We start from the raw sequence: 26125 nt of genomic DNA on the forward strand, positions 1-26125 counted from the left end.
GATGGAAGAACAAACCCTTAAAAGGAGAAAACCGGCCGTTGAGAGAAAGATAGCGGAGATAGGTGAAGAAGACACCCGTGTCGCCCTCATAGGAAAGGCTTTCAAGATTGACAAGATGGACTACACCTTCTGGATCGACGACGGTACGGGGGTTATCCTCGTCGAGAGCGAGGACAACGTTCTTCCAGAGCCGGGACAGCTCGTCAGGGTTATCGGAAGGGTGATAAGGGAGGAAAATGGAATCCACATCTACGGTGAAGTCATTCAGGACTTCAGCGGTGCCGATCTGGATGCGCTTGAGGAGATAAGGGGGCTCGAAAGAGAGTACCTCCCGAAGATTGAAAGGATGACGGCTTTCTGGGAGGGGGGTGAGGAGCTATGAAAAAGCGCCTCCCTGCGAACAGGCTCTACATCAGCGATATTCTCGATGGCTACTACATCAAAAGCGACGGGGACCTTGAACCCAACTACCTGATAACAAAGGATGCAAGGAAGGTTTACCGCGTAAAGATCGTTGCCACAGTCGTCAGGGAACCTTTCATCAGCGAGGACGAGACCTATGGAAAGTTCCAGCTCGACGATGGAACTGGTACAATATGGGCCCTTGCCTTCCGGGACGATACCCGCTTCGTCAAGCTCGTCAAGAAAGGTGACCTCGTTCAGGTCATAGGAAAAGTAGCGGAGTGGCGCGACGACAAGCAGATACTTGTGGAGGGTGTTGCTAAGGTGGATCCCAACATGATGATCCTCCACCGCTTTGAGACGCTGAAGGAAAAGGCAGAGCACGCAGCAAAGGCCAGGGCAGCCTTTGAGATATACAACCTCTACGGAATAACGGCGAAGGCCAAGGTTATAGCCAAGAACAAAGGGGTCAGCGAAGACCTTCTCCTCACCATAGACGAGCTCTACACCCTGATGCTCGAGCATAGGAATGCCGAGGTTGAGGAGGAGCTCTTCGAGGAGGAGATTGAAGAGGAGAAACCAGAAGAAAACCCGGAACTTGAAAAAGCCAAAAAGGCGGTCATGGATCTGCTGAAGGAAAAGGCCAAGCCTCTGTCCCACAGGTTCATCGTTAAGAAGCTCTCCCAGGAGTTCAGTGAAGAGCTAATAGAAGAGGCCATAACACGCCTTCTTGCCGAGGGAGAAATCTACGAGCCCGAGACGGGCTACTACGAGCCCCTGTGAACTTTTTCCTTTTGAAAGATAAAAGGAGAAGAATCAGTACTGCTCCCTCATGGTTCTTATAACCGGGTCGTGGATCAGCGTCGAGGCTATGCTGTCCACCATCCTGAAGAACTCCTCGCGCCCCTGTTCTAAAGACAGGTTTTCAAGCTTTATCAGGAGGAATTTATCCCCGAGTATCCACTTCCCGAGGAGTATCTTCTCCTTCTCTCCTTTTTTGAGGTCGAGTCTGGCGAGGCCGTAGGGTATGTCCGCGGTCCACCAGTTGGCCTTAAAGAGGACTTTCCAGCCGGCCTCCTCAACGATGTCCGCAAGCTTCTGAAGGGTCACCCCCGGTCCGTGGGGGGTTTTAAAAGTGAGGACAGTCCAGAGTTCGTCCCCTTCGAGGGCCCTCAGGATTTCCTCCTTAAACTCCATACCTCTCACCTCACACAACTGCTGCCATGAGAAAGGCCGCAACGGCCAGGAATATGCTCACTTTGAGCAGTAACTGGGACCTGTGAGCGGTTTCTTTGCTCTGATCCCTCAGGATTATGTAGCTGGCATAGAGGATTATCGCATCCACGGGAAGCATGGCGTAGTATCCAACGCCAACACCCGCTTTAACGGGGAGAAAGGACGCAATAACTGTCAGGACTCCAAAGAAGGAAGCGAGGTAGGCCGCTTTTCTTTTTCCGATGAGTATCGGAAGGGTTCTGGCACCTTTTTCCAGGTCTCCCTCAACGTCTTCAATGTCCTTCACGATTTCCCTGGCCACGTTTACCAGAAAGGCACAGAGGGCAAGAGTCCCCGCGAGGCCAATTTTTCCAACACCCAATGCACCGTAGAGCGGGGTTGCACCCGTTAAGGCCGCAACGACAAGGTTGCCCATCAGCGGCGTGGGTTTGAGCTTCCAGGCGTAGATTACCATTGCGGCGTACGCCACCAGCGCAAACAGGAAAGCATAGAGGCTTATGAAAACCGAGAGAGCTAATCCGGCAGCGAATAGGAGGAACGAATACCGCAGAGCCGTTGATCTTTTCATTGCACCCCTGGGGAGCGGTCTATCGGGGCGGTTTATTTTGTCTATCTCGTAGTCGAAGTAGTCGTTTATTGTGTTTCCGCCGGCGCAGCCCAGAATGACAACAAGGAAGACCAGCGCTGTTTTACCGGCGCTCGGGAGGTGCCCTGCCGCTACTATTGAACCGAGAACGCCAACAAGACCGGCCAGTAGGCAGTTGTGCGGCCTCGTGATCTCGATGAAAGCCTTCAACTCCATTAGGGACACCTAATTGAGTTCATGAGAGGGGTTAAAAAGCTTTGCTAGAGCTCTTCCCTCCTGAGGAGTTCCAGCTCCTCCCCCTCTTCAGTTACCCTTATCCTTCCGAGCCGGATTTCACGTGCCCTTGCCAGTTCTTCCTCAGTCAGGGGGGTCAGGATCTCCAGTTTTCCGCTGCTGAGCTTCGGCCATTTGATGATCCCGAGGCCAAGGCAGAGGCCTTCCCCATCTATAAAGCCAACGAGTAAGTTGCTCAGCTTCTCGATGTCTATTGCTTTGATGACCGACCAGTTGTAGGACTTGGGTCTTCCTGACTCGGCCTTCACGACGACGTAGCCTTCCCTGTTCTTCCAGCCGTTGAAGACTATCCACTCATGGAGCTTTCCGATTAGCTCTATTTCCTCCTGAAGCAAGGGTCTGCCGGCGAACATGGCTGTCCCGGAAACGGGGAACTCGTTCAGGTCGACTTCCACCATTCTTGATCCCGAGAAGTATGCCCGCCACTTTGCGGCCCTTATTATCTTTCTCTCCTCATGGGGATAGGGCCTGACAAGCCTGCTTTTCTCAGCGTGAAAGACCCTGGCAAGAGAGCCAATCGAACTTTCGAGCCTGCGAAGATCTTCACCCTCCCCTATAAAAACTACTAACTCTGGCCTCAGGAGTTCAACTTTCATGCGCTTTAGCTCAAGTCCAGGCCCGCTAACGAACCCCGTTGTATCGATCAGAACGAAGTCCGCCATCTTTGAACCTATGTCAGCGAGCCTTTTAACCCCCACCACCGTCTCTCCGATGTACTGTGAAGGAGTTGTTGTCCCGATGAAGTAATGAGCTAAAGGAACCGCCTCGCCTATGTGGGCCACGGGCCCGTCAAGAATGCCGAGACTTACCGTAGCCGGAGGGAGTATGCTCTTCTGTCCAACGTCGCTGTCCACCACGGCCACTCTATAACCCATTGATAAAAGGGAATTTGCCACATAGAAAATGGTCGTGGTCTTTCCGCTGTCAACATCACCGATAAAAATTATCTTCCCAGAACCAATCTCGTCGAGAAGACCGACCAGGGAAAGTCTATCCTCTGGAACTTCCGTTGTGTAGCCCGCTTTGTTTATTTGCTCCATGTCACTCCCCTCGGTCAACTTTCGGGAAAGGTTTATAAAACTCTTCCCTGCAGTGCCCAAACGTAAAGTTTACAAATAAAAAATCGGGACTTTAACGCTGAAAAGTCGTGGTCGGAGGTGTTATCTGTGGAGAAAGGCTCCCTCACACCCAAACAGATGAAGCTCCTGAAGAAACTTTACGATGAAGGGAAACCGATTGAAGTTCACACCGTTGAAAAGACCCAGGATGACCTGGCTAAGGAGCTGGGGGTAACGAGGCAGGCCCTCAGCAATCACCTCAAGATCCTAAAGGAGCTTGGCTACATCAGAACTGGCAGGGGCTTCATAGACCTAACGGAGAAAGCCCTCGAACTCCTTGGGGAGAAAAGAGGTGGCGTCTTTATCTTCGTCAGAATAGAGCCGACGAAGAGGAAACAAGTTTACGCAGAAATCAAAAAGATGAACATAAAGAGGATCTACCGCGTCACCGGGGACATAGACATCATCATTGAGGCCGACAAGGGACATCTCGACAAGATACTTGAGGAGATAGCCTCCATTGAGGGGGTTAAAGAAACAGTGACTCACGTTGTTCTTGAGGTTCTCTGAGATCCTTCAACTCTTTTTATGATCTCCCTCTTGAGGAGGTCAACGTTCGTGCCGAATTTAGCCGATACCGGAATCATTACCTCTTCCCTCTCTTCCGGCCTAATACCCATCTTCTCGGCCAGGAATCCGAGCGTTTGCTCCAGATTTTTGATCCTGTCCACCTTGTTGACCGCCACTATCGTCGGAATTCCAAGTTCCCGAAGAAATGAATAAAACTCAACATCTATGGGTATCTCCCCCCTCTTCTCCCACCTCTCTATTATCTCGGGGGCGGATTTTCCGTCCACAACCAGAACGGCCAGTTCGATTTTCTCGGCGTTTTCCTCTATGAACCTGACGATCTCGTCCTTAACCCGCTCCTGAACCTCTTCTGGCAGGCCGCCCATGAACCCAAAGCCGGGCATGTCCACAACCTTTCTGCCCCCCCATTCCACTTCGACCGGCTTTCTCGTTACGCCAGGGCGTTTGCCCCTGCGAACCTTTTTTCCGGTTAATTGGTATATCAGCGTGCTCTTTCCCACGTTGGAGCGTCCCACAAATATTATCATCCCTCATCCCACCGCAGATCTGAGAGAAGGGGTTATAAGCTAAACGCCCGGAAAAGTTAAGTATTCCTCTGGAACAAAATAATGAGGGTGGGTTTATGGTTGCGAGTGAGAAGGCGAACCAGCTGATTAGCAAATTCGTTGTCTCCCTTACCACCGGAAAGATACTCGGTTATGTGACCGATATAAACGTAGAGGTCGAGGGGGACAGGTTCTTCTTCATACTGAAGATGAAGGTAGTGGAAAACCTGGGAAAGGGCCAGGGTATGCTTACCAGCGAGACTAAGCTTACGATAGAGCCAGGCGATATCGTCAACGTTGGCCCGGACGTTATAATAATAGGGGACGGGAAAGTTCCACCGCTGAGGGAGATAGAAAACCTTACCCAGCTCAGGGACAAGTACGAAGAAGTTCTGACCCAGCTGAGAGAAAAGGAAGCGGTGGTTAGCTCACTCAGGGAGGAAGTCACTTTACTCAGAAGACAGCTCGATGAGGCCCAGCGGGAGCTGAGGCGCTGTGAGGTTATGAAGGAGGACTTTGAGCACCTCAAGGAGCAGATTCTCAAACAGGAGGGTGAGCTCGAGATGGCCAGGGAGTACATAAGGGTTCTTGAGGGTATGAGAGAGGACATAGACGGCATCAGAAAACTGCTGGAGGGCCTGGTGGGTGAGACCTTAGAGGGCACCGTCAGGAGGATAATAGATGAGGAACTCAACGCGAGGGGACTCAAAAAGACGGGCTTTCTCTGAACCCAAAACTTTTTAACATCACCCTCATGAGTTAAACCGGCGCGGGGGTAGCCGAGCCTGGCCAAAGGCGCGGGATTTAGGGTCCCGTCCCGCAGGGGTTCCGGGGTTCAAATCCCCGCCCCCGCACCATCAGCTTTTACCCATTTCTGTGTATAACTGCTCGTTTTGGGAACGCTTTTAAAGGGGCCCCGGGATTTCTTTCCGGTGATGGCAAATGAACGTGTTCAAGGGCACCCTTGAGCTGTACGAGAAGTACAAGCCCACCCCCCTTGTGCGCCTTTCCTTTGAGCGGGGGGATGTCTTTTGCCAAGCTGGAGTTCTTTAACCCCTTCAACAGGAGCATAAAGGACAGAACTGTTTTCAACATGCTTCTGCGCGCGATGGAGCGCGGAGACATCAACGGAAGGGCCCTTTTTGAGGCAAGCTCCGGCAACACCAGCATCTCCCTCGCCGCTTTGAGCAATGTTTTTGGTATAAAGTTCCGCGCTTACCTTCCAAAGCCGACCCCAAAGGCCACGCAGGTTCTCCTGAGGGTTCTTGGGGCAGAGGTCGTTGTCACGGACTTCGAGACAATTGACACTGAGATGGTCGAGTTCGTTAAGGAAGAGGCGAGGAAGGCAGGAGCGGCCAACCTGAACCAGTTCGAGAACGACGACAACTTTGACGTCCACTACCGCGTTACCGCCAGGGAGATCGAGGAACAGCTGAGGAGCATCGGGAAGGAACCAGACGTGCTGATAGCGGGGATTGGAACTTCGGGCCACATAGCTGGCATAGCCAAGTACCTGAAGGAGCGCTACGATGTCCACGTCGTCGGCGTCGTGCCTGCTAAGGGGGAGAAAATCCCGGGGATAAAGCGCCTCGAAACCGGCCAGAAGTGGTATCCTCTGGTGAAGATAGACCGCGTCGTTGAAGTAACGCGGAGAGAGGCCATAGAGGGATCCATAGCCGTCGCCAGAAAGGACGGTCTACTGATAGGCCTTAGCTCAGGCGCCGTAGTGAAGGCCTACGAGAGGGTCTCGGAGGAGTTCGGCGGGGGCACCTACGTCCTAATCTTCCCCGATGACGGGTTTAAATACGTGGAGGTCTTTGAGGACTACCTGGGGATGACGTGAAAGACCGGACCCCTCCCTGACCTCTTTTAGTTGACGCTTATTGCTTTAAGAGCAGGTGGAGATAGCCATAAACGTGGAGCGTCAGGTAAAAGAGTGCCAGAAACCACAGGACGAATGGGAAGGCCAGAACTTCCACCGGGGATCCTCCCTCCACGGCCACAACGGCCGCCATGGTAAGGATCTCAAAGAGCAAGAAAACAGCAAGCAGTGCAAATTTTCCCGAGAAAATCGCCAATATTGGGAAGAGGACATCGAAGAGGGCAACGGCATCGCTTATGCCAAGGAACACCTTCTCCTTTAACGGGCCGCCGCCGAGCTTTGGGAGATCACCGAGGAACCACCTCTTCCTCTGTCTCCAGAGCTTTACCAGTGTAGTTGGCATTCTGACCCAGCACCTGGCTTTGGGCGAGTAGACGACTTTTCCAAGACCCTTTAGGGCTATCGTCGTTGCGTAATCCTCAACCGGGTCATTCACGAAGCCACCGATGGCCTCAAGGGCCCTTCTCCTGAAGGCCGCTATCGGTCCGGGTGCCACGCTGAGGTTTTCGAGCTCGTGGGCCCTTCTGAACATGGCTATTCTAAGGTGTTCTATGTCCTGGATAACCTCAAGGAAGCTCCCACACACAACCCGAACCTGGCCGCCAACCCCCACCACATCGTCCGCATAAAAACGCCCGACAAGACATTTCAGGGCTTTCTCCTCCAGCATGCCGTCCGCGTCCGTGGTCACTATTATCTCGCCGGAGGAAAGCTTAAGACCCTCGTTCAGGGCCCTAGCCTTTCCCGAGTGGGGTATCCTCACGACCTTCAGGCGGGGGTCCTTGAAAGTTAATGCCACCTCGTAGGTTCTATCCCGAGAACCGTCGTCGATTACGATAACCTCGAAATCGGGATAATCGAGGTTTAAAGCCGCCCTTATGGCTTCTCCTATGTTTTTTTCCTCGTTGTGTGCTGGCATGAGCAGGCTCACCTTTGGCAGTAAGGCCGATGTTTTTGAGACCTTTGTGAGACTCACCAGGTACTTCAGAAAAAATAGCCGTCCCATGCCAGTATCATGAGCAGGAGGAACTCAATCACCATCGCGGTCTCCTTGGCCTGAACCCTTTAAAAATCCTGGCCTCTGCCACGTCGATTTCAGTGTTCGGGGAAAGGGGGCGCTATCCCCTGTGCTCTCCTGCCGGCTTCCATGGGAGGTGCAACCACGCGGGACTTGAAAGAATTTTCCGGGGAAAGCATTAAAAGGCGTTTTGCCATCCCGGGATGGGATGATGAGTTTTTCCCTCACTCCGAGCGGTGAGGAGGAGCCGATGCTCTGACCTTTTCCTTCCGATAGCCCTTTAACATTCCGCCAAGAAGGCCCAGGAGAACACCAGCAAAGAGGAGAAGGTTGTTAATAGTTTCAAGGGCGTAAAAACGATAGCCGGCGTAGGATACCAGAAGTATTAGGCCAACCACCAGGGCACCTTTCGCGGTTGTGTTCGCCTTTTCTTTTCCCACGATCTCCTCGACAACCTTTTCAAGGCCCCTCTCCCTGCCGATCAGAAACTCCTCGCCGGAGGTCCAGCCGGGCGGGACATCCTGAAGGGGGGCTATGAGAAACTTATCCCCAGACCTCGCGATGACCGCTTCCCCGCCCGTCATAACCGTCATCAGGAGGGCATCGTGGAGAGAAGCCCTGTCGGGGTTGAAGAGGAAAGTATAGTTCCTCAGCTTCCCCTTGAGCTTCGAAACGATCTCCGGGTCGTCGGGATAGGTGTAGCAGAGCACCCGATACCTGTACTTCATGGGGGAAATTGGGGGAAAGGAATAAAAAGCTTAGCCCAGTTCCTGGATCTTCTTCCTGACGAGCGAGTTGACGAGCTTTCCATCCGCCCTTCCGCGGAGCTTTGCCATTGCCCTTCCCATTATCATGCCCATCGCGTCCATTCCCTTGGCCTTGATGACTTCAAGGTTCTGCTGGATAACCTCGTCGATGATTTTCTCGACCTCCTCTTCGCTCAGAAGGGTTAATCCCTTCTCCTCGGCAACCATTTGAGCGGTTTTCTCCGGGTTCTTTGCCAGCTCTTTGAATATCTCCTCGAAGGCCTCCTTGGCGATCTTGCCCTCGAGGTAGAGCTCAAAAGCTTCCCTGATGTGCTCCTCTGTGATGTTTTCTATGGGAACCTCGCTCTTGAGGCCCTTGAGGACGACCACGAGGATAGAAGCCACCAGGGAAGGCTTAGCCCCCTTCTTTACCAGCTCCTCGAAGAGCTCGTCGCGTTCTTCATTTACCAGGGTTTCTGCGAGGCTCCTGTCTATCTGGTATTCCCTGATAAAGCGCTCCACCCTCTCCTGCGGGAGCTCGGGAAGATTTGCCCTTATCTTCTCCTTGTACTCCCGAGGCAGGAATATGGGCGGGATGTCAGTTTCTGGATACATCCTCGCCTTACCGGGGAGCGGGCGCATGTACTGGGTATTACCGTCCTGCAGGGCCCTCCTCGTCTCCTCCGGAACGCCCTCTAAGGCTTCCTTAGCGCGCTTAACCACCTCAGCCAGAGCTTTCCTTGCCGTTTCTACCTCTGCAGCAACGAGGACGAAGGCGTCTTTTTCACCGAGGCTCAGCCTCTCTATAATTGCATTAACCTCTTTTTCTGTAATTCCATAGTTCGGTAATTCATCGATGTGGAAGATTCCCTTTACATACTTCCTGGCCCTGTCGGCCATCTCCGTTCCCAGGCGCCTGCCCGGCTGGATTTCCCTGCCTATAAGGCCCCTGAAACCAGGAAGCTTGACGGCGAGGACTTTGCCACCGTTCTTTATTGCCCCCGCTATTATCTTTGACCCAGTGCTCTGGAAGACCTCAGTAACGTCGTAGAACTCCTCCTTGATGTCTTCTGCCTTAACGCCCCTTTCTCTGAGCTCATCGCGGATTCTGAGTAGGTTCACCTGCCTCTCCACTTCCCTCTCGATGATGAGGGGGATCATGTCGAGCTCCTGAACGCCCTTTATCTCAACCCTCGCACCGCCCCTGATTGAGACGTTCAAGTCCTGCCTTATGGTTCCGAGGCCGCGCTTGACCTTCCTCGTCGCCCTCAGGGCGTCGCCTATGTACTTGGCGACCACCTTAGCCTGCTCCGGGTGATGTATATCCGGAGTAGTGCTTATCTCAACGAGGGGAATTCCAAGGCGGTCGACGCGGTATATTGCCTCCTTGCCCTCCCTTTCGACGATACGGCAAGCGTCTTCCTCAAGGCACACCGTGGGAATGCCAACGCTTCCCCAGGGGGTTTCCACTTTTCCGTCCACGGCCACTATTGCGGTCCTCTGGAAGCCTGAAACGTTGGAGCCGTCAATGACGATTTTGCGCATGAAGTGGACTTCATCGACGGGCTTCGCGTTCAGGAGGTAGGCTATCTGGAGGGAAACCTCCAGGGCTTCTCTGTCAGGCCCCCTCGGCGGCTCCTCGTCCATGTAAACCAGATCAGTCAGCCCGTAGTTGCCCTCGTAGATGTACTTACTCCCCTTCTTGAACTCCTCCAGGGCGGCGGGGTCAATTTTCCCCATCTCGCTCATCGTCGGGCGGAGCCTTCTTTCGAATGAAAAGTCAACCTTCTCGGTCAGCTCGCTCGGAACGGGCGAGAAGAGCTTTTTCGTGTCAAGCTGTCTGTGAATCTCGAGGCCAACCTTAAGGCCGAGCTTTTCGTAATCGAACTTCTCAGCCATCTTCATCACCTCAGGAAGGTGTCAAACCTCGTGTAGGGCGTTATCTCGCCGGCGTAGTTGGTTAGCATCATCTCTCTCACTTCTTTGAGGTCCTCCGTGTGGCCGAGAACCCACATCAGCTTGACGTAGGCAGTTTCCGGAAGCATGTCTTCGCAGGGTATCGCTCCAGCCTTGAGGAGCTTCCTGCCGTTTGAGTAGACGTTGAGGTTGACCCTTCCATAGAGGCACTGGCTGGTGATGCACACGGCGACCCCTTCTTCAACGGCCCTCTCCACGTGCGGTATGAAATCTCCCGGAACATGGCCGAGGCCCGTTCCCTCTATGACGACTCCCCTGTAGCCCTTATCCACAAGAAAGTCGAGTATCTCGCCCCTTACCCCGGGGTAAACCTTGAGCATTGCGACCCTCTCATCTATTCTGTCGTCAACCTCTACCTCGCCCTGGCTCCTCCTTCTGTAGTCACCCCTGAGGAACTCTATTCTGTCCTTCCAGACCCTTGCTATGGGGATGTCGTTTATGCTCCTGAAGGCGTCTCTCCTGCTCGTGTGCATCTTCCTTACCTTAGTCCCGCGGTGCGCTAAACAGTAGGTGTCGCTCGTTTCCCCGTGCATGACCACCATCACTTCCGCAACGTCACTGGTTGCCATTTTAACCCCGCAGGTGAGGTTCATGGCCGAATCACTGCTCGGCCTGTCCGAGCTCCTCTGGGCTCCGACCAAAACAACCGGCTTGGTGAGGTTCCTGAGCATGAAGCTCAGGGCTGAGGCTGTATAGCTCATCGTGTCCGTTCCGTGGGCGATGACAACGCCGTCATAATCGGAGTTGAGCGCCTTTGCTACTTCCTGAGCTATCCTTTTCCAGTATTCAGGCTTCATGTCCTCGCTGAGGATGTTCATGATGAGCTTCGGCGTTATGTTGGCCATATCAAATATCTCCGGGACGGCCCTGGCGAGCTCTTCAGCAGTGAAGGCCGGGTGAACTGCACCGGTCTTGTAGTCTATCCTGCTCGCTATCGTCCCACCAGTTCCAAGGATGGTAACGTTCGGGAGGCCCTCCTTCCTCGGGAGAACTTCCTGGAAGGCCATCTCCGGCTTTTCAGCGGCCTTTCCGAGAACCTCGACCCCCTCGATCGTATCTATAAGGATTCCGATGTTGTAGCCGTTGTCGAGCTTTATGGTCAGCGTTTCGCCCGGCGAGAGCTCGTAGGGCGGCATTACAAGGCCCTCAAAAGTCAAAAGCTCGTCTCCTTCCCTCTTAACGACCCTGATCAGGTCCCCGACCTCAAGATTGTGCCTCTTCATGAACTCCTCGATTTTCCTGCTCATTCCCATCCCCTGCCCCAGTTTGTTGCAGACTATAAAACGCTTGTGAATTGGCTTTTAAGGTGTTTGCCATCAGCATCGGAGGAAGTAGCGAAACCCCACTCAACCCCAAACCTCACAAAACTTTTAGGATTGAAGGTATAATCCCCGTAGGTGGTTGAATGGAGCTGGGGGAAATCGTGGGGGGCATAAAAAAGGCTCTGGACAAGGCCGATGCGGCAAGAGAAGAGGCGCTGAGGATCACGCGGGAGATAGTGAGGCTCAGCGGTGACGCCGTTAAAGCCATTCACAGGGGCGACCTTGAGAAGGCAAGGAGGAGGCTTGAAAACGCCCGGAAACTTGTTGAGATGCTGAGAGAAAGCCTGAAGCCGTACCCAATGCTCTATTACTCGGGCTACGTGCAGAGCGCCCATCAGGAGTTCGTCGAGGCTACCCTCCTGCTGGCCTACAGGGAGGAGAGGGAATTCCCATCACCCTGGGAGCTCGGCATCCCGGAGGCGGACTATCTCCTCGGCCTCGGGGATTTCATAGGCGAACTCAGGAGGTACTTCCTCCTGCTCCTCCTCAGGGGAGAAATCGGTGAGGCCGAAGGGGTGTACCGTTTCATGGAAGAGCTGTACGAGGAGCTGATGACCCTCGAATACCCCGCGGGGCTGGTGAACATAAGGACGAAGCAGGATCAGGCGAGGCACGTCCTTGAGAGAACCCTCGAGGACCTGACCCGGGCAAAACTGAACAAAAGCCTTGAAGAAAAGCTGGAGGCGGCAATGAAGGATGGACTTTGAAAAAATAGCCAAGATCCAGGGGAAGCTCGCTAAGAGGGTTGTTGAGAGGCCCCTTGATATCGGCACCTTGAAAACCGTCGGTGGAGTTGACGTCTCATACAAAGGAGAAAAGGCAAGGGCGGCCTTTGTCCTCTGCTCTTTCCCAGATTGTAGGCTTTTGAGGTTTAGAACAGTCGAGACGGAAGTTACCTTCCCTTATGTGCCGACTTTCTTCTTTCTTCGTGAGACCAAACCGGTCATAATGGCGATAGGTAAAGAAAAACCCGGCGTGCTCCTCGTTGAGGGGCATGGAAAGGCGCATCCCAGGGGATACGGTCTGGCCTCCCACATCGGCCTCGTTCTTAGTATCCCAACCATCGGCGTCGCGAAAAAACTCCTGAGGGGTTCTCCACCCGGTTCCTGGGTCAGGGTCGGAAAGGCCTACGTAAGCGTTGGACACCTCGTGGATCTGGCCTCTGCGGTGGAGATAGTTAAAGCTTTAAGCCGGGACGGCTATCCGTTACCACTTAAGCTGGCCGATAGGTTTTCAAAGGGTGCTGAAGATGAGGCTCGAAAAGACCCGTCTTCTCATTGAGATAGCCGATATGGGAGCGATAGGCGAGAAAAGGGAGCTCACCCTGAGGGAGCTCGCCGAAAGGTTCTCAGTTTCACCCCAAACTGTCCTGAGGGTTCTTGATGAACTGGAGAGGGAGGGAATGATAACCCGGCACGTAGAAGAGAGAAAAACCTACCTCGAAGTGAGCGAGAAGGGCCTTTCTTTCCTTGAAAAACTCTGTGAGAGGCTTGAGAAGGTTCTCTACGGAGGAGTAATCCTGGGGGAGGTCGTCTCGGGACTCGGCGAAGGGTCTTACTACGTAAAGCTCTACAGCAAGAGAATAAAGGAGTACCTCGGTTTTGAACCCTATCCGGGGACCCTCAACGTCCGCGTCATATTCCCGAAAACCATCTTCGACGCACTGGCCAGCGTGAGGCCCATCCTCATACCCGGATTCGTGAAGGACGGAAGGACGTTCGGCGACGTTAAAGCTTACCCAGTCGGGATCAACGGCATTGAGGGCGCGATAGTGATACCGTCGAGAACCATCCATCCGCCGCGGATTGCAGAGGTAATAGCCCCGGTGAACCTCAGAGACTCCCTGGGACTCAAGGACGGGGACAGGGTGAAGATAAAGGTCGTTGCCGAAGGTGAGTAAAGTGAGATGGAAAACCGCCGGAAAACTGCTTACTGGCGCCGGAATTGGAGTGTTCATCACTTTCTTGGCCAGCCTGCGCTTAATCCCTGAAACGACCCCTGTTGAGGAAGTGCTTGCCTTCTACCTCCTGGGGTTAGCGATTGGAGCCGCGGCCTTTGGGGTGCTGGGAGGAGAATTCAGGGCCTCCCCCGTGGCATATCTGGGCGGGATGCTTGCCATCGTTGCGGTAACCCTAATATCGGAAGTCTCCGAAGTCACGGCGGCAAAGCTGTTTGCCGTAATACTAATCTCCATGTTGGCCCTCGAAATCTACCGCCCCATGGGGGTCACCGACGCACTGCTTGCCGGCCCGGTGTACTTTGGGGGCGTTGCCACGGCCTTAGCAGTTGAAGGGGCTTTGGGCTTGCTCAAGAGCGTTGAAACTATGGTAGGAACTGTATTCGTTGGAATAATCGGAACCATAGCGGCGTTCCTCACGGCGGTGTTGTCCCTCATGATCCCGACGAAGCCGGAAAAACCTAAACCTTAAATATCCCTGAAAGCAGAATCCTATGGGTGGTTTAAATGGTCATGAGGCTCTCGAAGATTTACGGAAAGCAGATATACAACACGAGGGGGAACTATGTTGGATACGTAGATGAGATCCTAATCGAGGTAGAGGACGGAAGGGGCAGAGTGGTCGCTCTCGCGCTCCCTGGAGAGAAAGTGGGAATCCCCTATGAACAAGTTGTTGCTATAGGGGACATAATACTGGTCAAGGCCAAGGATGAGTGATTACTTTGCCCGTTTATTGATTTTCCGAGGCGCTTAATTCTCGTTTGTATAATCTACAATGCTCCGGTGTTTTTCAGGGGGACATCCTGGATGTCCAGTGGATTATCGCCAATGTTCAAAGGTGATCCTTGAAGAATTCAAATGGAAAAGCTTAAATACCAGTTCTTTAACATTTTGGTGCCTGAGTAATTGGCTTAAATCCAAAACAAGCTTAAATTGCAGCCATGGATATAAATCACATCGTGATGGGTTAAATAGGCCTCTTCAGGGCTGAAATCAAAGCGGGTCGGGTGGGCTTGAGGCCCACCTTATTTCTCTACAGCTCAACCCTTCCAATATGTATCCCCTCCGGGAGGAACAGATCTGCGTCCTTGGCTTCTCTTAGAAAGGGAACTAATTTTATTCCACTTCTTATGTCCAATCCCTCCAGGAACGGGTTTATCGTGGGGAATATTAGGAACTTCCCGATACGGACGAATACCTTGATTTTCTTCGCGGTTGCCCCTTTAAAGGTGTAAGCAGGATGAACGTGGCCCAGATAGCCCTCGGAAAACTCCACGCCTGGCAACTGCTTGTGTCCATGTAAAAAAAGGAGACCATCCAGCAGAAAGTGGTCGACAATCTTCACACCGGGGAATTTTTGGGTGACTTCCTCAAGTCTTCCGTCGTGATTCCCCTTTGTTATAACCACGTTAAAATCTCTGATCTTCTCGAAAAAACAGTTAAGAATCGATTTCATTTCAAAGCTCAATCCAAGGGGCTCTTTTAGGTCACCTAAGATTATCACCAAATCGGGATCCTCCAAAAGGATGAACTCAGATAGGGTTTCCTCAAAGCGGGTTCTTATCCTGAGGCCGCGGGAGAGCTCAAACCCGAGGTGGGGATCGGCCATTATAAGGGTCCTGCCAAGGGAAGTGTTCAAAGAGAGCGAAAAGTTTCTGAGTTCCATCAAGTCCATCTTGGAATCACCAAAAAAGAGAATGAAATCAGATCAGACCGCGCTCTTTTCTGCGCTGTCTCTTGAGGCGCCTTATTCTCTTTTTAATCCACTTCCACCTCATTCTTCCTTTTTTCTTCCACTTCCTTGGTCTCCTTTTCATGATCGTCACCTCCTATTCCTGGAGAAGTTCAAGGGTATGTTTTTAAGTTTTTCCCAAGGAGTTACCTGCCGGTGCCAGCAAGCGGATTTTAAAGGTGGTTTCAAATAAAACATACCAACTTGAAAAGTTTTACCATGCAAAAAATTACCGCAGCTCCGGGTTTTTTTCACAACCATATGCGATTTAAAGGGCAATCTAGCCTGATGCGTTATTTGTAAAAAAGCATTGACAAAAAGGCAGCTTTTAAGCCGTGTAATCCTGAAATAACGCTGGTCAATCCCGCAAAAAATCGCCGGTGTTGAACAATAATACTTATGTACCCCTTGTTACATATTCCCAACCCAGGTGGAACACGTGATCAGGGTTGCCTTCGGCCAGATGTACCCAAAACTGCTTGAGCCTGAGGAGAACTATCTAAAGGCAGAAAGCCTAATCGAGAAGGCCGCAGAAAATGGCGCCAGGCTTATAGTCCTTCCTGAGCTCTTCGATACCGGATACAACTTTGAGAACAGGGAGGAAGTTGAATCGGTTGCCCAGCCCATTCCCAACGGGGAGACCACCGGATTTCTTGTCAGGATGGCAAAAAAACATCACATCTTCATAGTTGCAGGGACCGCAGAAAAGGACAGCCTGGGAAGGCTTTACAACTCAGCAGTCGTCGTCGGGCCGCAGGGTTATCTGGGCAAATACCGTAAGATACATCTTTTTGCCCGGGAGAAGGAGTTCTTCGAGGCCGGGAACCTGGGTTTTGAGGTCTTTCACCTGGGCTTTGCCCGGGTTGGGGTCATGATATGCTTCGACTGGTTCTTCCCCGAAAGCGCGAGAACGCTGGCCCTTAAAGGGGCCGAGATAATAGCCCATCCGGCCAACCTTGTCATGCCCTACGCCCCGAGGGCCATGCCGATAAGGGCCCTGGAAAACAGAGTCTACACGATAACCGCCGACCGCGTCGGTGAGGAAAGGGGCCTGAGGTTCATCGGCAGGAGCCAGATAAACTCCCCCCTGGCCGAGACCCTGGTTGAGGGAAGCGAGGACGGGGAGGAGGTTGGGATAGCGGAGGTTGATTTGAGCCTCGCAAGGAGGAAAGGGCTCAACGACTACAACGATATCTTCAGAGACAGGAGACCCGAGCACTACGCCCGTTGAGTTTTTGGTTCCCTGAAATAGAGAATATCGCCAACCTCAACATTGCCGTGCTCCTTCCTCGGTATTATCTTCACCTTCTCAAAAACGAGTTTCCCCATGCCGGCCAGTCCGGCCAGGTCCCAGTAGCGGGTTTCTATCTCCCCTATCTTTTCCGAGCCAGGGAGCCGGTAGTAGCTCCTAAGGATGACTCCCCTCAGCGGGTCGTAGCCCTCATCGAGGGAAACCACCGTGTAGTTTTCGCCTTTGACTTCGGGAACTATCTCCCGATATGCCCCTCTGTAGAAGAACGTGCCGAAGCGGTCCATTTCTTCGATCATGAAGACTCCAGAGGGTGTGAGAACCCTTGAAACGTTCGCGAAGAGGTCTGCCGCTTGATACGGATCAAAGTGGGCCATTGTGTAACCCCACATGAGGGCTACATCGAATTCCCCGAGCTTGCTCAGGTCGTCGAGGCAATCCATAACGGCCCCATAAACTTCCCCCTCACCGCTGAGCCAGCTCTCAACCTTTAGAATGTCCTCTTTTCGTTTGTCCACCAGGGTAAGGGAGGCCTCTACGCCCCACTCCTTTAGAACTTCCAGAAGGGCCGCCCCGGCTATTCCAGTGCCGGCACATAGGTCCAGTATCCTCAGCCTTCTCCCATCGGGGAGGAGAGTTTTCTTGACGGTCCAGTTGAAGAAGGCTTTCAGCGCCATGTACCTTTTCCTGGCGGTTTCGCTACCGGGATCCATGTATCCCCTAAGGTACGAGTAGAGCTCCTCCAGGGACATTCTATCACCGGTGTTATTGGGGCAGCGGTTTTTAAGAGGTTAACGGAGTTTCTCGGGCAGTCTGAGCGCAAGCAGAAAAGCCGACCCCAGGGGAATCAGTGTGCTCACGAAATTGAGCCGGAAGCTTATCCCCGCGAGATAGCCGCCGATGAGGGGCCCAACTACCCAGCCAAGGCTCATCATCGCGTTGAGCAGGCTCATTCCCTGCCCCCTCTCGCTAGCCTTAACGTTCTGGGCGACGTAGGCTGATGTCGAGTTTATCATTAGAACCCACTTCACGCCGGAGAGGAAAGCCACCCCAAAGATGAGCCAGACGTTTTCAACGAAGGCGTAGAGGAAGAAAACCAGGCCATAGCCGGCTATTGCTAACAAGTAGAACCTTTTAGCCCCGTAAATATCTATCAGCCTTCCAAGGAAGTAGCCTGTTAGAGCTGCTGCAAGGCTTTCGATGCCGAATATAACCCCAACGCTCCACTCACCGAAGGTCTCCTCGAAGTAAACTGATGAGACGCTGTAGAACTGCCCGCTGGCGATCATGACGAGGAAAACTGTAACGTAGAAAAGGCCGAGAGAGCCGTGCATGAGTTTTTTGAAGGCCGAGCCCTTAGCTGTCGTGCGCCAGCTTTTCCTGTCCCCCCGGATGACGTCAAGAAGAGAGCGCCCTCCGTTCGGTCTTTCTTTTATCAACAGAACCAAACCCGCGGAGAGGAAGAGCAAAAAGCTTGCGATGGCAAAAACGCTTTTTATTCCAAGGTACCTGACGACGAAGGAGCCCAGGAAGTTGCCCGCCATGTAACCGGCGTTCTCTATCGAGTTGAAGAGGCCGAATATAGAGCCAGCCCTCGTTGAAAGCTCCGAGATGAGGGCTAAGTGAGCGGGCGCCATTGCAGAGCCGAAAACGCCCTGGAGGGTTCTCAGGACCAGGACACCGGTTGCGGAGCCTACAAAGGCCATTGCCGCGTAGAAAACTCCAATCGAGGCCGTCCCAAAGGCTATGAAGCCCTTCCTGTTGCCCGTTGAGTCGGAAAGCCAGCCGAAGGGGTACTGGAAGACGGTGGAGGTTAAGTTGAAAGCGACGCTGAGAAGGCCGACCAGGAACATGCTCGCGCCGAGGAGCCTCATGTAAACGCCCAGATAGGGAAAGGCCATTCCAAAGGAGACGTTGGCGATGAAAGTGGACACGGCCAGGATCAAAAGGTTTTCCCGCCTAACCTGGAGCCTTTGGAGCTTTAAAGCTCTCTCGCGCTTTCCCTGGATGACGGCCTCTTCACGCTTCGGCATCAGCCGAAGAAACTGCGGAAGCTTTATAAAATTTCCGTCGAAAGGATAAGAAAAAGGTTGAAGTCAGCCCATCTGGAGGGCCTTTCCGCGGAGTTCTCCCCTCTCAAAGCGGTAAGGGTCGTAGAAATCCACCGGGAGGTCGGTCTTGCCCTTCGTGATGAGGTCGGCGACCATCTCGGCCACCGCTGGAGCCATCATGAAGCCGTGGCCGCTGAAGCCAGCCGCAATGTAGTAATCGCTCAGCTCTTCTATTTTGCCTATCGCAGGGTTGCTGTCCGGTGTTTTGGCGTAGTAGCCCGCCCACGTCCTAAGGATAAGGAGCTCCCTCAGGGCAGGGATTATCTTAGTGAAGTAGTAGCTCACCTCACGCATGAACTCGTAGGTGGGGCTTAAATCGTAGGTCGGTCCCTCCTCATGGCCAACACCGCCGATTATCCCGCCGTGGCTAGTCTGGGTGAGGTAGGCATGGCCGTAGCGGAAGGAGATGACCATCGGCTTAACCGAGCCCTTCTTTACGGGCTGGGTTATTACCGCCTGATGTTTGTACGGCTCTATCGGGATTTTCGTCCTTATTCCAGCCATTGCGTTGACGAGCTTGGCCCAGGCGTTGGTGGCGTTTATGACTATTCCGGTCTTTATCGTCCCCCTGCTCGTCTTCAGGCCCTTGATTTCGCCGTTTTCTATGATGAAGTCCTTCACCTCCGTGTATTCAACAAGCTTTGCACCAAACTCCTCAGCGTGGAGGGCAAATGCAGTCGTCGAGTGGAAGGGGCTCGCCTTTCCATCCGTCGGGTTCCAGGAGGCGGCGACGACCTCGCTGATGTCTAAAAGGGGGACTATCTCTTTGGCTTCCTCGGGAGTTATGAGCCGCGTGGGGACGCCGAAGCGGTTCTGTATCGCGATGTTCCTCTTGAAGGCCTCAACTTCCTCATCGTCGTATAGGAGGAAGAGATAGCCCGTCTGCTCAAAGGGGAAGCCGTACTCTTCACTGTAGCGCTTCCAGAGGTCCACGGAGCGCTTCATCACCCGGACGTTGGCCTCATCGCCGAACTGCTGCCTTATCCCAGTTCCGCAGCGGAAGGTCGAGCCAGAGCCAATAAAGCGCTTCTCTATAACCGTAACCTCTTCCCCGCGCCTGGCCAGCTCGTGGGCTATCGTCACCCCAACTATTCCGCCGCCTATGACCGTTATCTCGCTCTTTTCCGGGAGAATTTTCGTCGGCATCTTCACTCCCTCCCCGCGACGACCTTCATCTTCACGTTCTTTAGAGGCGGCCTCGCAACTGGTATGTCGAGCTCACCCATGGGCGTTCCGCTTCTCTGGGAAACGAGCAGAGCCCCGTTGAAGAGGCAGAAGCGTCCCTGGCAGAAGCCCATTGCGAGGTGAGTGAGGCGCTTGATTATCTGCAGGTCGGTTATGCCGCTTTTTACCACCTCATCCACCTTTCCGAGTGTGACGCCGCAACCGCATATCTGGACGTCTTCACCGTTGAAGCCATCGAGCGGAAGCTTTGGAATCGGCCTTGCCACAGGCTCGTACTCCTTCAGTTTTTCCTCGTAGAGACAGGGCTCGGCCTCAAGGCCGAACTCCCTGAGGATGTAGGCACCAACGAGCTTGCCCTCAAGGAAGTTCGCGTAGTGCGGCTTTATGCTCACGGCGCTTCCGGCAACGTAGATCCCTTTCCTTATCCTGTGCTCGGCGTCGAGTATTGGAATGTAGTAGCCGTGCCTGAAGTGCAGCCTTCCACCGACCTGGGTGACCGGGTTTATGTCGGGAATCCTGCCGTCGGCCACGATCACCGCGTCAACCTCGTAGACGTTGCCGTTCCCATCAATTAGGCGCTCGACCCTATCGTTCCCCTCAACCCTCTTCGGGTTGGGAACCACGACGTACTCTATGCCCCAGCGGTCGAGCTCTTGGGTTATCTCTTCCGGAAAAGCCCCAACCACAGCAACTTTCCTTCCGGGCGCCACGCCCCAGACGTTTATAACTTCAAGGGCGTCGCTCCTCCTGAAGACTCCCGGGTAATCGTTGTTCTCGAAGAGCATTATCGAATCAACCGCCCCCGTAGCGAGGACCACGCGCTTGGCCATGAACTCTATCAGCTGGTCTTCCTTAACTGCAGGGACGAGGAAGTACTCGCCCTTGTCAAAGACTCCCAAAGCCGTCGTCCCGAGAAAAACCCTAACTCCGTCTGGGAAGCTTGAGAGCCTTTCTATCGCCCTCCTCGGGTTTCCGAAGCCCTCCTGGTCAACTCCCTTGAGCCACATGTCGCCTCCGAGCCAGCCTTTTTCCTCAATGAGCGCGACGGTGAGCTTTCCACCTATTTCTTCAACAACGCCAAGTCCGGCCGGGCCGGCGCCGATGACTGCAACGTCAACTACATACCTAATAACGGGCTTGCCTTCGTCTATTTCCACTTGCTCCTGGAACTCGTCGTAGCGCTGTCTCTCGATTCTCAAGCCATTCTTGAGCTTCAGTTTCCTTCCGTCAACGTTCTTGACGCCGTTGACTGTAACTGGAACCGGGCCGAAGGTAAAGGCTCCCCTGTGTCTCCCCTCTGTGCTCGTCGTGAGCCAGTAAACGCCGCTGGCGAGCATGGCGACGGGAAGTTTTTCGCCCTCGTAGGCCTCGTAGGGCCTCCCCTCAAAATAGATCGTGATCTTCTTAGAAGGGTCCTTCTCCGTTAGGTCGAGAGGTCTCATGCTCCCACCTCGAAAATTTTACGGCTGGCGCTCTTCTCTATACACCGGTGCTTATAAACGTTGGGTTGATCAAAGATGGTTTAAAACCTTTAGTGCCCCAACGCCAAAACACCCGGAGAATCTGCCGGAGAACCAAAAACAAGAAGGGCAAGAATCAGGCGAGTCCCTTTGCCATAACGAACTCAGCGGCGTTTTCAACTGGCTCTGAGGAACAGCCCCGATATTCCCTAGCTCAATACAGAAAGAACGGGAAGAAGCCGTAAGGGAACGTTCTGCAGCTAACGGGTGTGAATCTCAACTATATCGCCGTCCTCAAGCACGTGGTCGGCTCCAACCCTCTGGCCCGGGAACTTGACGCTCTTGCCCCATACCCTGGCATATCTGAAGTTCTTGGCGAAGTCCGCGTGGATTCTCTCTGCTAAATCAATAACGGTTGAACCCCTTTTGAGGGCAACGGGTGGATAAGCCGGCTCTTCGCCGGGGCTCTTCGTGAAAACTCTTATTATTTCAGCCAGCTCGTAGAGCTCGTCCTTGAGCTTCTCGAGGTTTATCTTTCTCTCAGCCGAGACGGGAACTATCTTAAAGCGGTCGCCGTAGGCTTTAACCAGCTTCTCGTAGTTTTCCTTACTGCCGGGGGCATCGCCTTTGTTGGCTATGATTATCGCCCTTCTCCACACCAGGCTGTCATCTATTGCGTCGGCAAACTCCTCCAGGGTTACGGGCTCTTTAACGGTTATCTCCGCCGAGTGAATCCTCTCCTCGCGGAGCATGTTTATGACCTCCTGAATATCGCCCTTGATGTTCTCCTGGCCGTTGATGACTATGCCTCCCATCGCGGTTTTCTTTATCTCGACCTTCGGCTTCCTCTTGTTGACCTTGATTCCGGCCCTCTCGAACTCTGTAAGAAGGGTCTCAACCTGCTTTACCGGATCCTGTGAGAGGTCAACCACTATCGCTATCGCATCGGCGTTCCTTATCACGCTGAGAAGCTGGGGCCCCATTCCCTTTCCGAAGGCGGCGCCTTCAACTAACCCGGGAACCTCAACGAGCTGAATCTGAACGTCCCGGTGGTGCATCATGCCTGGGATGGGCTCGACTGTTGTAAAAGCGTAGTCAGCAACATCCACCTCAACGTTCGTGAGGGCCTTCAGGAGGGAGCTTTTGCCCACGTTCGGAAGGCCGGCTAAGACTATCTGAGCAGCGCCCTCCTTTTTAACAGCCATTGAGGGTCCGCCGCTGCCTTTTCTTGTCTGTCCCTGTTTTTCCAGCTCTTTTCTGAGCTCTGAGAGTTTCCTCTTTATCTGTAGTCTGAGCTTCTCCGTCCCCTTGTGCTTTGGAACCATGGCATACATTTTTTCAAGTGCCCTTATCTTTTCCGGGATAGTTTTGGCGTTCCTATACTCTTCCTCTGCCGCCAGATACTCGGCGGTTACGTTCGTTGGCATCCTGCACCACCCTCTGCCTCCAGAATATGCAGAGGGATGAGTTTTATAAAAGTATGGTGAGGGCCTAGTTCTTTGTTCTTGTCACTGCACGAGTCATCGGCAGGTTTATATACTGACTCGAAAATTTTTAGTGGTGGTGGCTTTGAAGGGCTGGTCGCTGGATCCAGTAGATAAGAAGATTTTGATGATTCTTCAGAGAGACAGCAGAACTCCATTGCGGGAAATATCTAAGGAAGTTGACCTCGCGGAGTCCACGATCTATGAGAGGATAAAGAAACTGCGGGAGAGGGGGATAATAAAGAGGTTCAGCGTCGTTCTTAATCCCAATGCCCTCGGTCTCAACATGTTAGCCTTCGTTCTGATAAAGGCCAAGGCTGGTATGTATTCCAGAGTCGCCGAGGAGCTTAAGAAGAATCCTAAAATCGTTGAGGTCTACGAGACCACCGGGGACTATGACATGGTGATTAAAATCCGCGCCAGGGACAGTGAAGAGCTCAACGAGTTTCTGGACAGAATTGGCGACGTAGAGGGCGTTGAATCCACCCATACCATGGTGGTTCTTAAGGTTCACAAAGAAGGGGTCGATATTCCAATCGAGTGACCTTCATTTTTTTAAACCTTCTTTCCCACTATTTCATGCCGACAGCGAGGGGACAACACAGTCTCCTCGCACGGGCTCGGTTTTCCCGCCTCCGCAAGGTTCTCGGGTTCAATGAGCGGAGCGTGCTCACGCCGAGCCCACAGGGCCGGGGACATCACCCGCGCGAGCGATGAACGCGGGCCTCTGTACCGGCCCACACTTTGCGTTCTCTCTGGGACATACCAATCAATCACAAGACTTTTAAGCGCCTATGAAAATCACAGTTCAGAGGGGAGAATTAATGGTTTCAGGAGAGGAGCTCTACGAAAAGCTGGAGGGTCTCCTTCGGAACCTCGGGCTCAAAAAAACTGAGCTTAAGGTATACCGTCTCCTCTTAGAAAAGAAACGGCCCATGAGGATCACGGAAATCCAGAAGGAGCTCGGGATGAGCGAGAGGTCAGTTAGAGAGTACGTTCTTAACCTCTACCGTAAGGGTATCCTCAGGAGAAAACTTATTGAGAAGGGATGGCTTGGGTACGCCTACACCGCCGTTTCCCCCGTGGAGCTGCTGGAGCGTATAAAAGAGAACATACTACAAAAGATAGACGAGCTCGAAAAAGAGATAACGAAATCCGGCTAGAGGGTCTCAACGATCTCTGCCTCCTCCAGGAGACCAATAAGTACCTCCAGCGTACTCTTTTCGATTTCTCCGTATTCTTCTGAAAGGGCTTTGTAGGCTTCGTCCTTTGGAAGGAGTTCACCCAGCATAACGAGCTCATGGAGGTTGATAAGGGCTTTTCTCTCTTCCGTTAACTTTTCGAACTCATCAAGCCTCTCCGGAGCCTTGTTCTTTATTATATCCTCACCAATCCTTCCCCTCAGCTTCCACCTGAGCCATGGAGTTTTTTCAAATTCGTATCCAATGTCCATTCCCGTGAACTTCGAATCCCTGGAAAGGCCGAGCATAACGAGCTTTTCAGCCATCTCCGTCTCCCGTTCCATGGCAAGTTCTCCGAGGTATTTGAGGGAGTATCCCCTTGCAAACCGCCTGAGTTTCTCCTCATCCTCCCCCGCCAGGAAGATAACGGAGGAGAGAACTGATCTCCCTATTATGGCCAGAGACTCCATGCTCAGTTTCTCGGGCGTGTCCATATTGGAGTGATAAAACCTGTCCGGCCAGGTTATCGGCATCACTGAGGGGATTCCGAAAAAGTTGAAAACGTCGTGATCGCTTCCCATTTCATAGGGATAAGCCCTAAATTTCACTGCCGGAATTTCGGAACCGGAGAGGCTCTTTTTGCTTGAGAGGTTGTGCCTCTTCAGGAAATATTCCAATACGCCGGAAACGATAGAGAACCTTGAGAGGGGTGTCCTTACAAGCATTACAGTGGAGCCTGAGCGGTCTTCGCTCCCACCGATCATATCGAGGTTTATCGCCGAGTAGTAGTCATTGGGCTCTACTTTCCTCTCGATAAACGCCTGGCTTCCATAATACTCCGGGATCCACAGAAAGGCGAATCCAAAGCGGAAATCGCTCTTATAGACCTTTGAAAGTACTTCAGCGAGCTCAACCAGCATTGCGCTACCGCTTGCATTGTCGTTTGCCCCAGGTCTTGGGTGGCAGATATGGGCAGTGAGCAGTATAAAAGGCGGTTCTCCGATTTCAGTGTACAAAATTGGGAGCTTTTCCGAGCTTTTTATCTCCGTTACTGCTCTAAAACTAAGCCGGGGTTTCTTTCCTGAGAGGTAGTCTGAGATTATTTTCTTGGCCCAGCTCTCAGGAACAGCGAATGCGGGAATTTTCGCCCATTTTAGATCCTCTTCAGTGAGAAAGAGACCTATGTATGGAACCGCATCGTCAGTCCCCTCCCTGTAAGAGACAAAAGCGACGGCACCAATCTCGTTGGCTTTCCGGTAGGCTTTTCTAAAGTTCTTCCCCACAAGAACGACCTTTCCGTGGGCCCGTTCCCAGTCGGAGTCATTCAGAATCGGCACTATCTCAGCTTCTCCCTCCCCGGGAGGAGAGTGTGCCATAACGACAAGAGGGGTTTCCTCCGAGCTAAGAGTTTTTTCGTTGAATCTAACTTCTCCTTCAAGGAGATCCCAGGCTATTGGGCTCTGGAGGGTTAGATACCAGCTCTTTCCGTCGTATTTTTCGTAGTGTGTTTTGGGGGACAGTCCAATGTTTGAAAGCTCATCCCGGAGGTACTCAACTGCATCAACAAGTCCTTTAGACCCCTGAATCCTGTGGAACCGGGTCAGCTCCTCTACCCTGTGAAGAATCCTCTCCGGCCTAAGTTTTTCTGCGGGCCCGTGCATTATATTTCACCCATCTTGAGCATTTTTGGAATTTCCAGATGCCTTAGAGTGTCCAAGAACTCAGGGGGAAGGGTGAATTTAGTGGTCTGAAGAAAGCGTGCGAACTCGGCTTCAAATCTTTCACTTTCTTGCTGTGGTGGTATCTCTATCCTCGGCTTTTCTTTTTCTAACTCTATTTTTCCCTTTTCGATGAGTCCGAGGTTTATTTCCTCCCCCCTTTTCTTGGCTCCGTCTTCTCTTCCTCTCCCGTATGCGTTCCTCACCAGGTCATATACGCCCAGTTCTTCCGCCTTCCTGTATAGTTCTTCCTTTCTTTCTCTGACCCACTCCACCCACTCGCTGTGTCCTTTGTAACCAACAAAATAGCCGAAGGAGTAAGCGTCCTCAAGAAGGGCTTTTATCTCCTTCTTCACGTTCTCACTGGATTTTTTCTCTCCCATAACCAACA

The 26125-nt window shown here is 52.8% G+C and carries 29 protein-coding genes and 1 tRNA gene; 14 read left to right on the forward strand and 16 right to left on the reverse strand.

Annotated features, from left to right (window positions below; all coding sequences use genetic code 11):
* Position 1: 1 nt before the first annotated feature.
* Positions 2-382, forward strand: coding sequence for a replication protein RepA (locus ACZ47M_RS05805; RefSeq protein ID WP_315342738.1), 381 nt, complete (start codon positions 2-4; stop codon positions 380-382).
* Positions 379-1185 (forward strand): OB-fold nucleic acid binding domain-containing protein, encoded by an 807-nt coding sequence (locus ACZ47M_RS05810; protein WP_315342736.1) that lies wholly within the window; start codon positions 379-381, stop codon positions 1183-1185. The genes ACZ47M_RS05805 and ACZ47M_RS05810 overlap by 4 nt, the downstream gene beginning before the upstream one ends.
* A 33-nt stretch (positions 1186-1218) precedes the next feature.
* Here ACZ47M_RS05810 and ACZ47M_RS05815 read toward each other — a convergent pair whose 3' ends face one another.
* Genes ACZ47M_RS05815 through ACZ47M_RS05825 form a run of 3 tightly spaced genes read right to left on the reverse strand, consistent with a single transcriptional unit; the run spans position 1219 to position 3558 of the window.
* Positions 1219-1599 (reverse strand): ribonucleoside-triphosphate reductase, encoded by a 381-nt coding sequence (locus ACZ47M_RS05815; protein ID WP_315342734.1) that lies wholly within the window; start codon positions 1597-1599, stop codon positions 1219-1221.
* Positions 1600-1609: 10 nt separating this feature from the next.
* Positions 1610-2440, reverse strand: a complete 831-nt coding sequence (locus ACZ47M_RS05820; protein WP_315342898.1) for a geranylgeranylglycerol-phosphate geranylgeranyltransferase — start codon at positions 2438-2440, stop codon at positions 1610-1612.
* Positions 2441-2484: 44 nt separating this feature from the next.
* On the reverse strand, positions 2485-3558 hold the full coding sequence (locus ACZ47M_RS05825; RefSeq protein WP_315342732.1) for a Clp1/GlmU family protein: 1074 nt from the start codon (positions 3556-3558) through the stop codon (positions 2485-2487).
* A 156-nt stretch (positions 3559-3714) separates the two neighbouring features.
* On the opposite strand from ACZ47M_RS05825, the gene ACZ47M_RS05830 reads away from it, so the two are divergent.
* Entirely contained in the window at positions 3715-4146 is a 432-nt protein-coding gene (locus ACZ47M_RS05830; RefSeq protein WP_394356314.1) for an Lrp/AsnC family transcriptional regulator, read from the forward strand.
* Here ACZ47M_RS05830 and engB read toward each other — a convergent pair.
* The gene (engB, locus tag ACZ47M_RS05835) at positions 4122-4694 is read right to left on the reverse strand and encodes a GTP-binding protein EngB (protein WP_315342728.1); all 573 of its coding nucleotides are present in this window, start codon (positions 4692-4694) and stop codon (positions 4122-4124) included. The two genes, ACZ47M_RS05830 and engB, sit on opposite strands and share 25 nt — an antisense overlap.
* Positions 4695-4789: 95 nt before the next feature.
* Between engB and ACZ47M_RS05840 the strand changes: the two genes are divergently transcribed.
* The 3 genes from ACZ47M_RS05840 (at position 4790) to ACZ47M_RS05850 (ending at position 6555) form a co-directional block, all read left to right on the forward strand.
* The gene (locus tag ACZ47M_RS05840) at positions 4790-5440 is read left to right on the forward strand and encodes a hypothetical protein (protein WP_315342726.1); all 651 of its coding nucleotides are present in this window, start codon (positions 4790-4792) and stop codon (positions 5438-5440) included.
* 41 nt (positions 5441-5481) lie between these two features.
* Positions 5482-5569 (forward strand) — tRNA-Leu (locus ACZ47M_RS05845).
* Positions 5570-5736: 167 nt separating this feature from the next.
* Complete coding sequence (locus ACZ47M_RS05850; RefSeq protein WP_315342724.1) at positions 5737-6555, forward strand: cysteine synthase family protein; 819 nt, start codon at positions 5737-5739, stop codon at positions 6553-6555.
* Positions 6556-6592: 37 nt separating this feature from the next.
* Here ACZ47M_RS05850 and ACZ47M_RS05855 read toward each other — a convergent pair whose 3' ends face one another.
* The 4 genes from ACZ47M_RS05855 to gatD all read right to left on the reverse strand — a co-directional run bounded on the left by ACZ47M_RS05855 (position 6593) and on the right by gatD (position 11582).
* Complete coding sequence (locus ACZ47M_RS05855; protein ID WP_315342722.1) at positions 6593-7525, reverse strand: glycosyltransferase family 2 protein; 933 nt, start codon at positions 7523-7525, stop codon at positions 6593-6595.
* Positions 7526-7836: 311 nt separating this feature from the next.
* Complete coding sequence (locus ACZ47M_RS05860; protein WP_315342720.1) at positions 7837-8340, reverse strand: hypothetical protein; 504 nt, start codon at positions 8338-8340, stop codon at positions 7837-7839.
* Positions 8341-8370: 30 nt separating this feature from the next.
* The gene (gene gatE, locus ACZ47M_RS05865) at positions 8371-10257 is read right to left on the reverse strand and encodes a Glu-tRNA(Gln) amidotransferase subunit GatE (RefSeq protein WP_315342896.1); all 1887 of its coding nucleotides are present in this window, start codon (positions 10255-10257) and stop codon (positions 8371-8373) included.
* A gap of 5 nt (positions 10258-10262) precedes the next feature.
* On the reverse strand, positions 10263-11582 hold the full coding sequence (gene gatD, locus ACZ47M_RS05870; RefSeq protein ID WP_315342894.1) for a Glu-tRNA(Gln) amidotransferase subunit GatD: 1320 nt from the start codon (positions 11580-11582) through the stop codon (positions 10263-10265).
* A 158-nt stretch (positions 11583-11740) separates the two neighbouring features.
* On the opposite strand from gatD, the gene ACZ47M_RS05875 reads away from it, so the two are divergent.
* From ACZ47M_RS05875 to ACZ47M_RS05895, 5 genes are read left to right on the forward strand one after another with little or no spacing between them, the layout of a single operon-like run.
* A complete protein-coding gene (locus tag ACZ47M_RS05875) occupies positions 11741-12364 on the forward strand; it encodes a translin family protein (RefSeq protein ID WP_315342718.1) in 624 nt (207 codons plus the stop codon).
* Positions 12354-12938: an endonuclease V gene (locus ACZ47M_RS05880; RefSeq protein ID WP_315342716.1), complete on the forward strand. Its 585-nt coding sequence runs from the start codon at positions 12354-12356 to the stop codon at positions 12936-12938. The genes ACZ47M_RS05875 and ACZ47M_RS05880 overlap by 11 nt, the downstream gene beginning before the upstream one ends.
* On the forward strand, positions 12907-13557 hold the full coding sequence (locus ACZ47M_RS05885) for a DUF120 domain-containing protein (protein ID WP_315342715.1): 651 nt from the start codon (positions 12907-12909) through the stop codon (positions 13555-13557). The genes ACZ47M_RS05880 and ACZ47M_RS05885 overlap by 32 nt, the downstream gene beginning before the upstream one ends.
* Position 13558: 1 nt before the next feature.
* A complete protein-coding gene (locus ACZ47M_RS05890; RefSeq protein WP_315342713.1) occupies positions 13559-14086 on the forward strand; it encodes a hypothetical protein in 528 nt (175 codons plus the stop codon).
* A 35-nt stretch (positions 14087-14121) separates the two neighbouring features.
* On the forward strand, positions 14122-14331 hold the full coding sequence (locus ACZ47M_RS05895; RefSeq protein ID WP_315342712.1) for a PRC-barrel domain-containing protein: 210 nt from the start codon (positions 14122-14124) through the stop codon (positions 14329-14331).
* Between the two features lie 316 nt (positions 14332-14647).
* On the opposite strand, the gene ACZ47M_RS05900 is transcribed toward ACZ47M_RS05895, so the two are convergent.
* Positions 14648-15289, reverse strand: coding sequence for a metallophosphoesterase (locus tag ACZ47M_RS05900; protein ID WP_315342710.1), 642 nt, complete (start codon positions 15287-15289; stop codon positions 14648-14650).
* Positions 15290-15785: 496 nt separating this feature from the next.
* Here ACZ47M_RS05900 and ACZ47M_RS05905 point away from each other — a divergent pair, with 496 nt between their 5' ends.
* Complete coding sequence (locus tag ACZ47M_RS05905; RefSeq protein ID WP_315342708.1) at positions 15786-16577, forward strand: nitrilase; 792 nt, start codon at positions 15786-15788, stop codon at positions 16575-16577.
* Here ACZ47M_RS05905 and ACZ47M_RS05910 read toward each other — a convergent pair.
* The 5 genes from ACZ47M_RS05910 to ACZ47M_RS05930 all read right to left on the reverse strand — a co-directional run bounded on the left by ACZ47M_RS05910 (position 16565) and on the right by ACZ47M_RS05930 (position 22778).
* On the reverse strand, positions 16565-17347 hold the full coding sequence (locus tag ACZ47M_RS05910; protein ID WP_315342706.1) for a class I SAM-dependent methyltransferase: 783 nt from the start codon (positions 17345-17347) through the stop codon (positions 16565-16567). The two genes, ACZ47M_RS05905 and ACZ47M_RS05910, sit on opposite strands and share 13 nt — an antisense overlap.
* A 39-nt stretch (positions 17348-17386) precedes the next feature.
* Positions 17387-18628, reverse strand: coding sequence for an MFS transporter (locus ACZ47M_RS05915; RefSeq protein WP_315342704.1), 1242 nt, complete (start codon positions 18626-18628; stop codon positions 17387-17389).
* A gap of 63 nt (positions 18629-18691) precedes the next feature.
* Positions 18692-19852 carry an NAD(P)/FAD-dependent oxidoreductase gene (locus ACZ47M_RS05920; RefSeq protein ID WP_315342892.1) on the reverse strand — a complete coding sequence of 387 codons (1161 nt, stop codon included), beginning with the start codon at positions 19850-19852 and terminating at the stop codon, positions 18692-18694.
* Between the two features lie 2 nt (positions 19853-19854).
* Positions 19855-21333, reverse strand: a complete 1479-nt coding sequence (locus ACZ47M_RS05925; RefSeq protein ID WP_315342703.1) for an FAD-dependent oxidoreductase — start codon at positions 21331-21333, stop codon at positions 19855-19857.
* A 278-nt stretch (positions 21334-21611) separates the two neighbouring features.
* Positions 21612-22778 (reverse strand): OBG GTPase family GTP-binding protein, encoded by a 1167-nt coding sequence (locus ACZ47M_RS05930; protein WP_315342701.1) that lies wholly within the window; start codon positions 22776-22778, stop codon positions 21612-21614.
* A gap of 184 nt (positions 22779-22962) precedes the next feature.
* On the opposite strand from ACZ47M_RS05930, the gene ACZ47M_RS05935 reads away from it, so the two are divergent.
* Positions 22963-23379, forward strand: a complete 417-nt coding sequence (locus tag ACZ47M_RS05935) for an Lrp/AsnC family transcriptional regulator (RefSeq protein WP_394356313.1) — start codon at positions 22963-22965, stop codon at positions 23377-23379.
* A gap of 280 nt (positions 23380-23659) precedes the next feature.
* The gene (locus tag ACZ47M_RS05940; RefSeq protein ID WP_315342889.1) at positions 23660-23998 is read left to right on the forward strand and encodes a transcriptional regulator; all 339 of its coding nucleotides are present in this window, start codon (positions 23660-23662) and stop codon (positions 23996-23998) included.
* Here the strand turns inward: ACZ47M_RS05940 and ACZ47M_RS05945 are convergent.
* Both ACZ47M_RS05945 and ACZ47M_RS05950 read right to left on the reverse strand, forming a co-directional pair.
* On the reverse strand, positions 23995-25677 hold the full coding sequence (locus ACZ47M_RS05945; protein WP_315342699.1) for a DUF4910 domain-containing protein: 1683 nt from the start codon (positions 25675-25677) through the stop codon (positions 23995-23997). The two genes, ACZ47M_RS05940 and ACZ47M_RS05945, sit on opposite strands and share 4 nt — an antisense overlap.
* Positions 25677-26090, reverse strand: coding sequence for a hypothetical protein (locus tag ACZ47M_RS05950; protein WP_315342697.1), 414 nt, complete (start codon positions 26088-26090; stop codon positions 25677-25679). The genes ACZ47M_RS05945 and ACZ47M_RS05950 overlap by 1 nt, the downstream gene beginning before the upstream one ends.
* Positions 26091-26125 lie beyond the last annotated feature (35 nt).

Source organism: Thermococcus waiotapuensis (assembly GCF_055384795.1).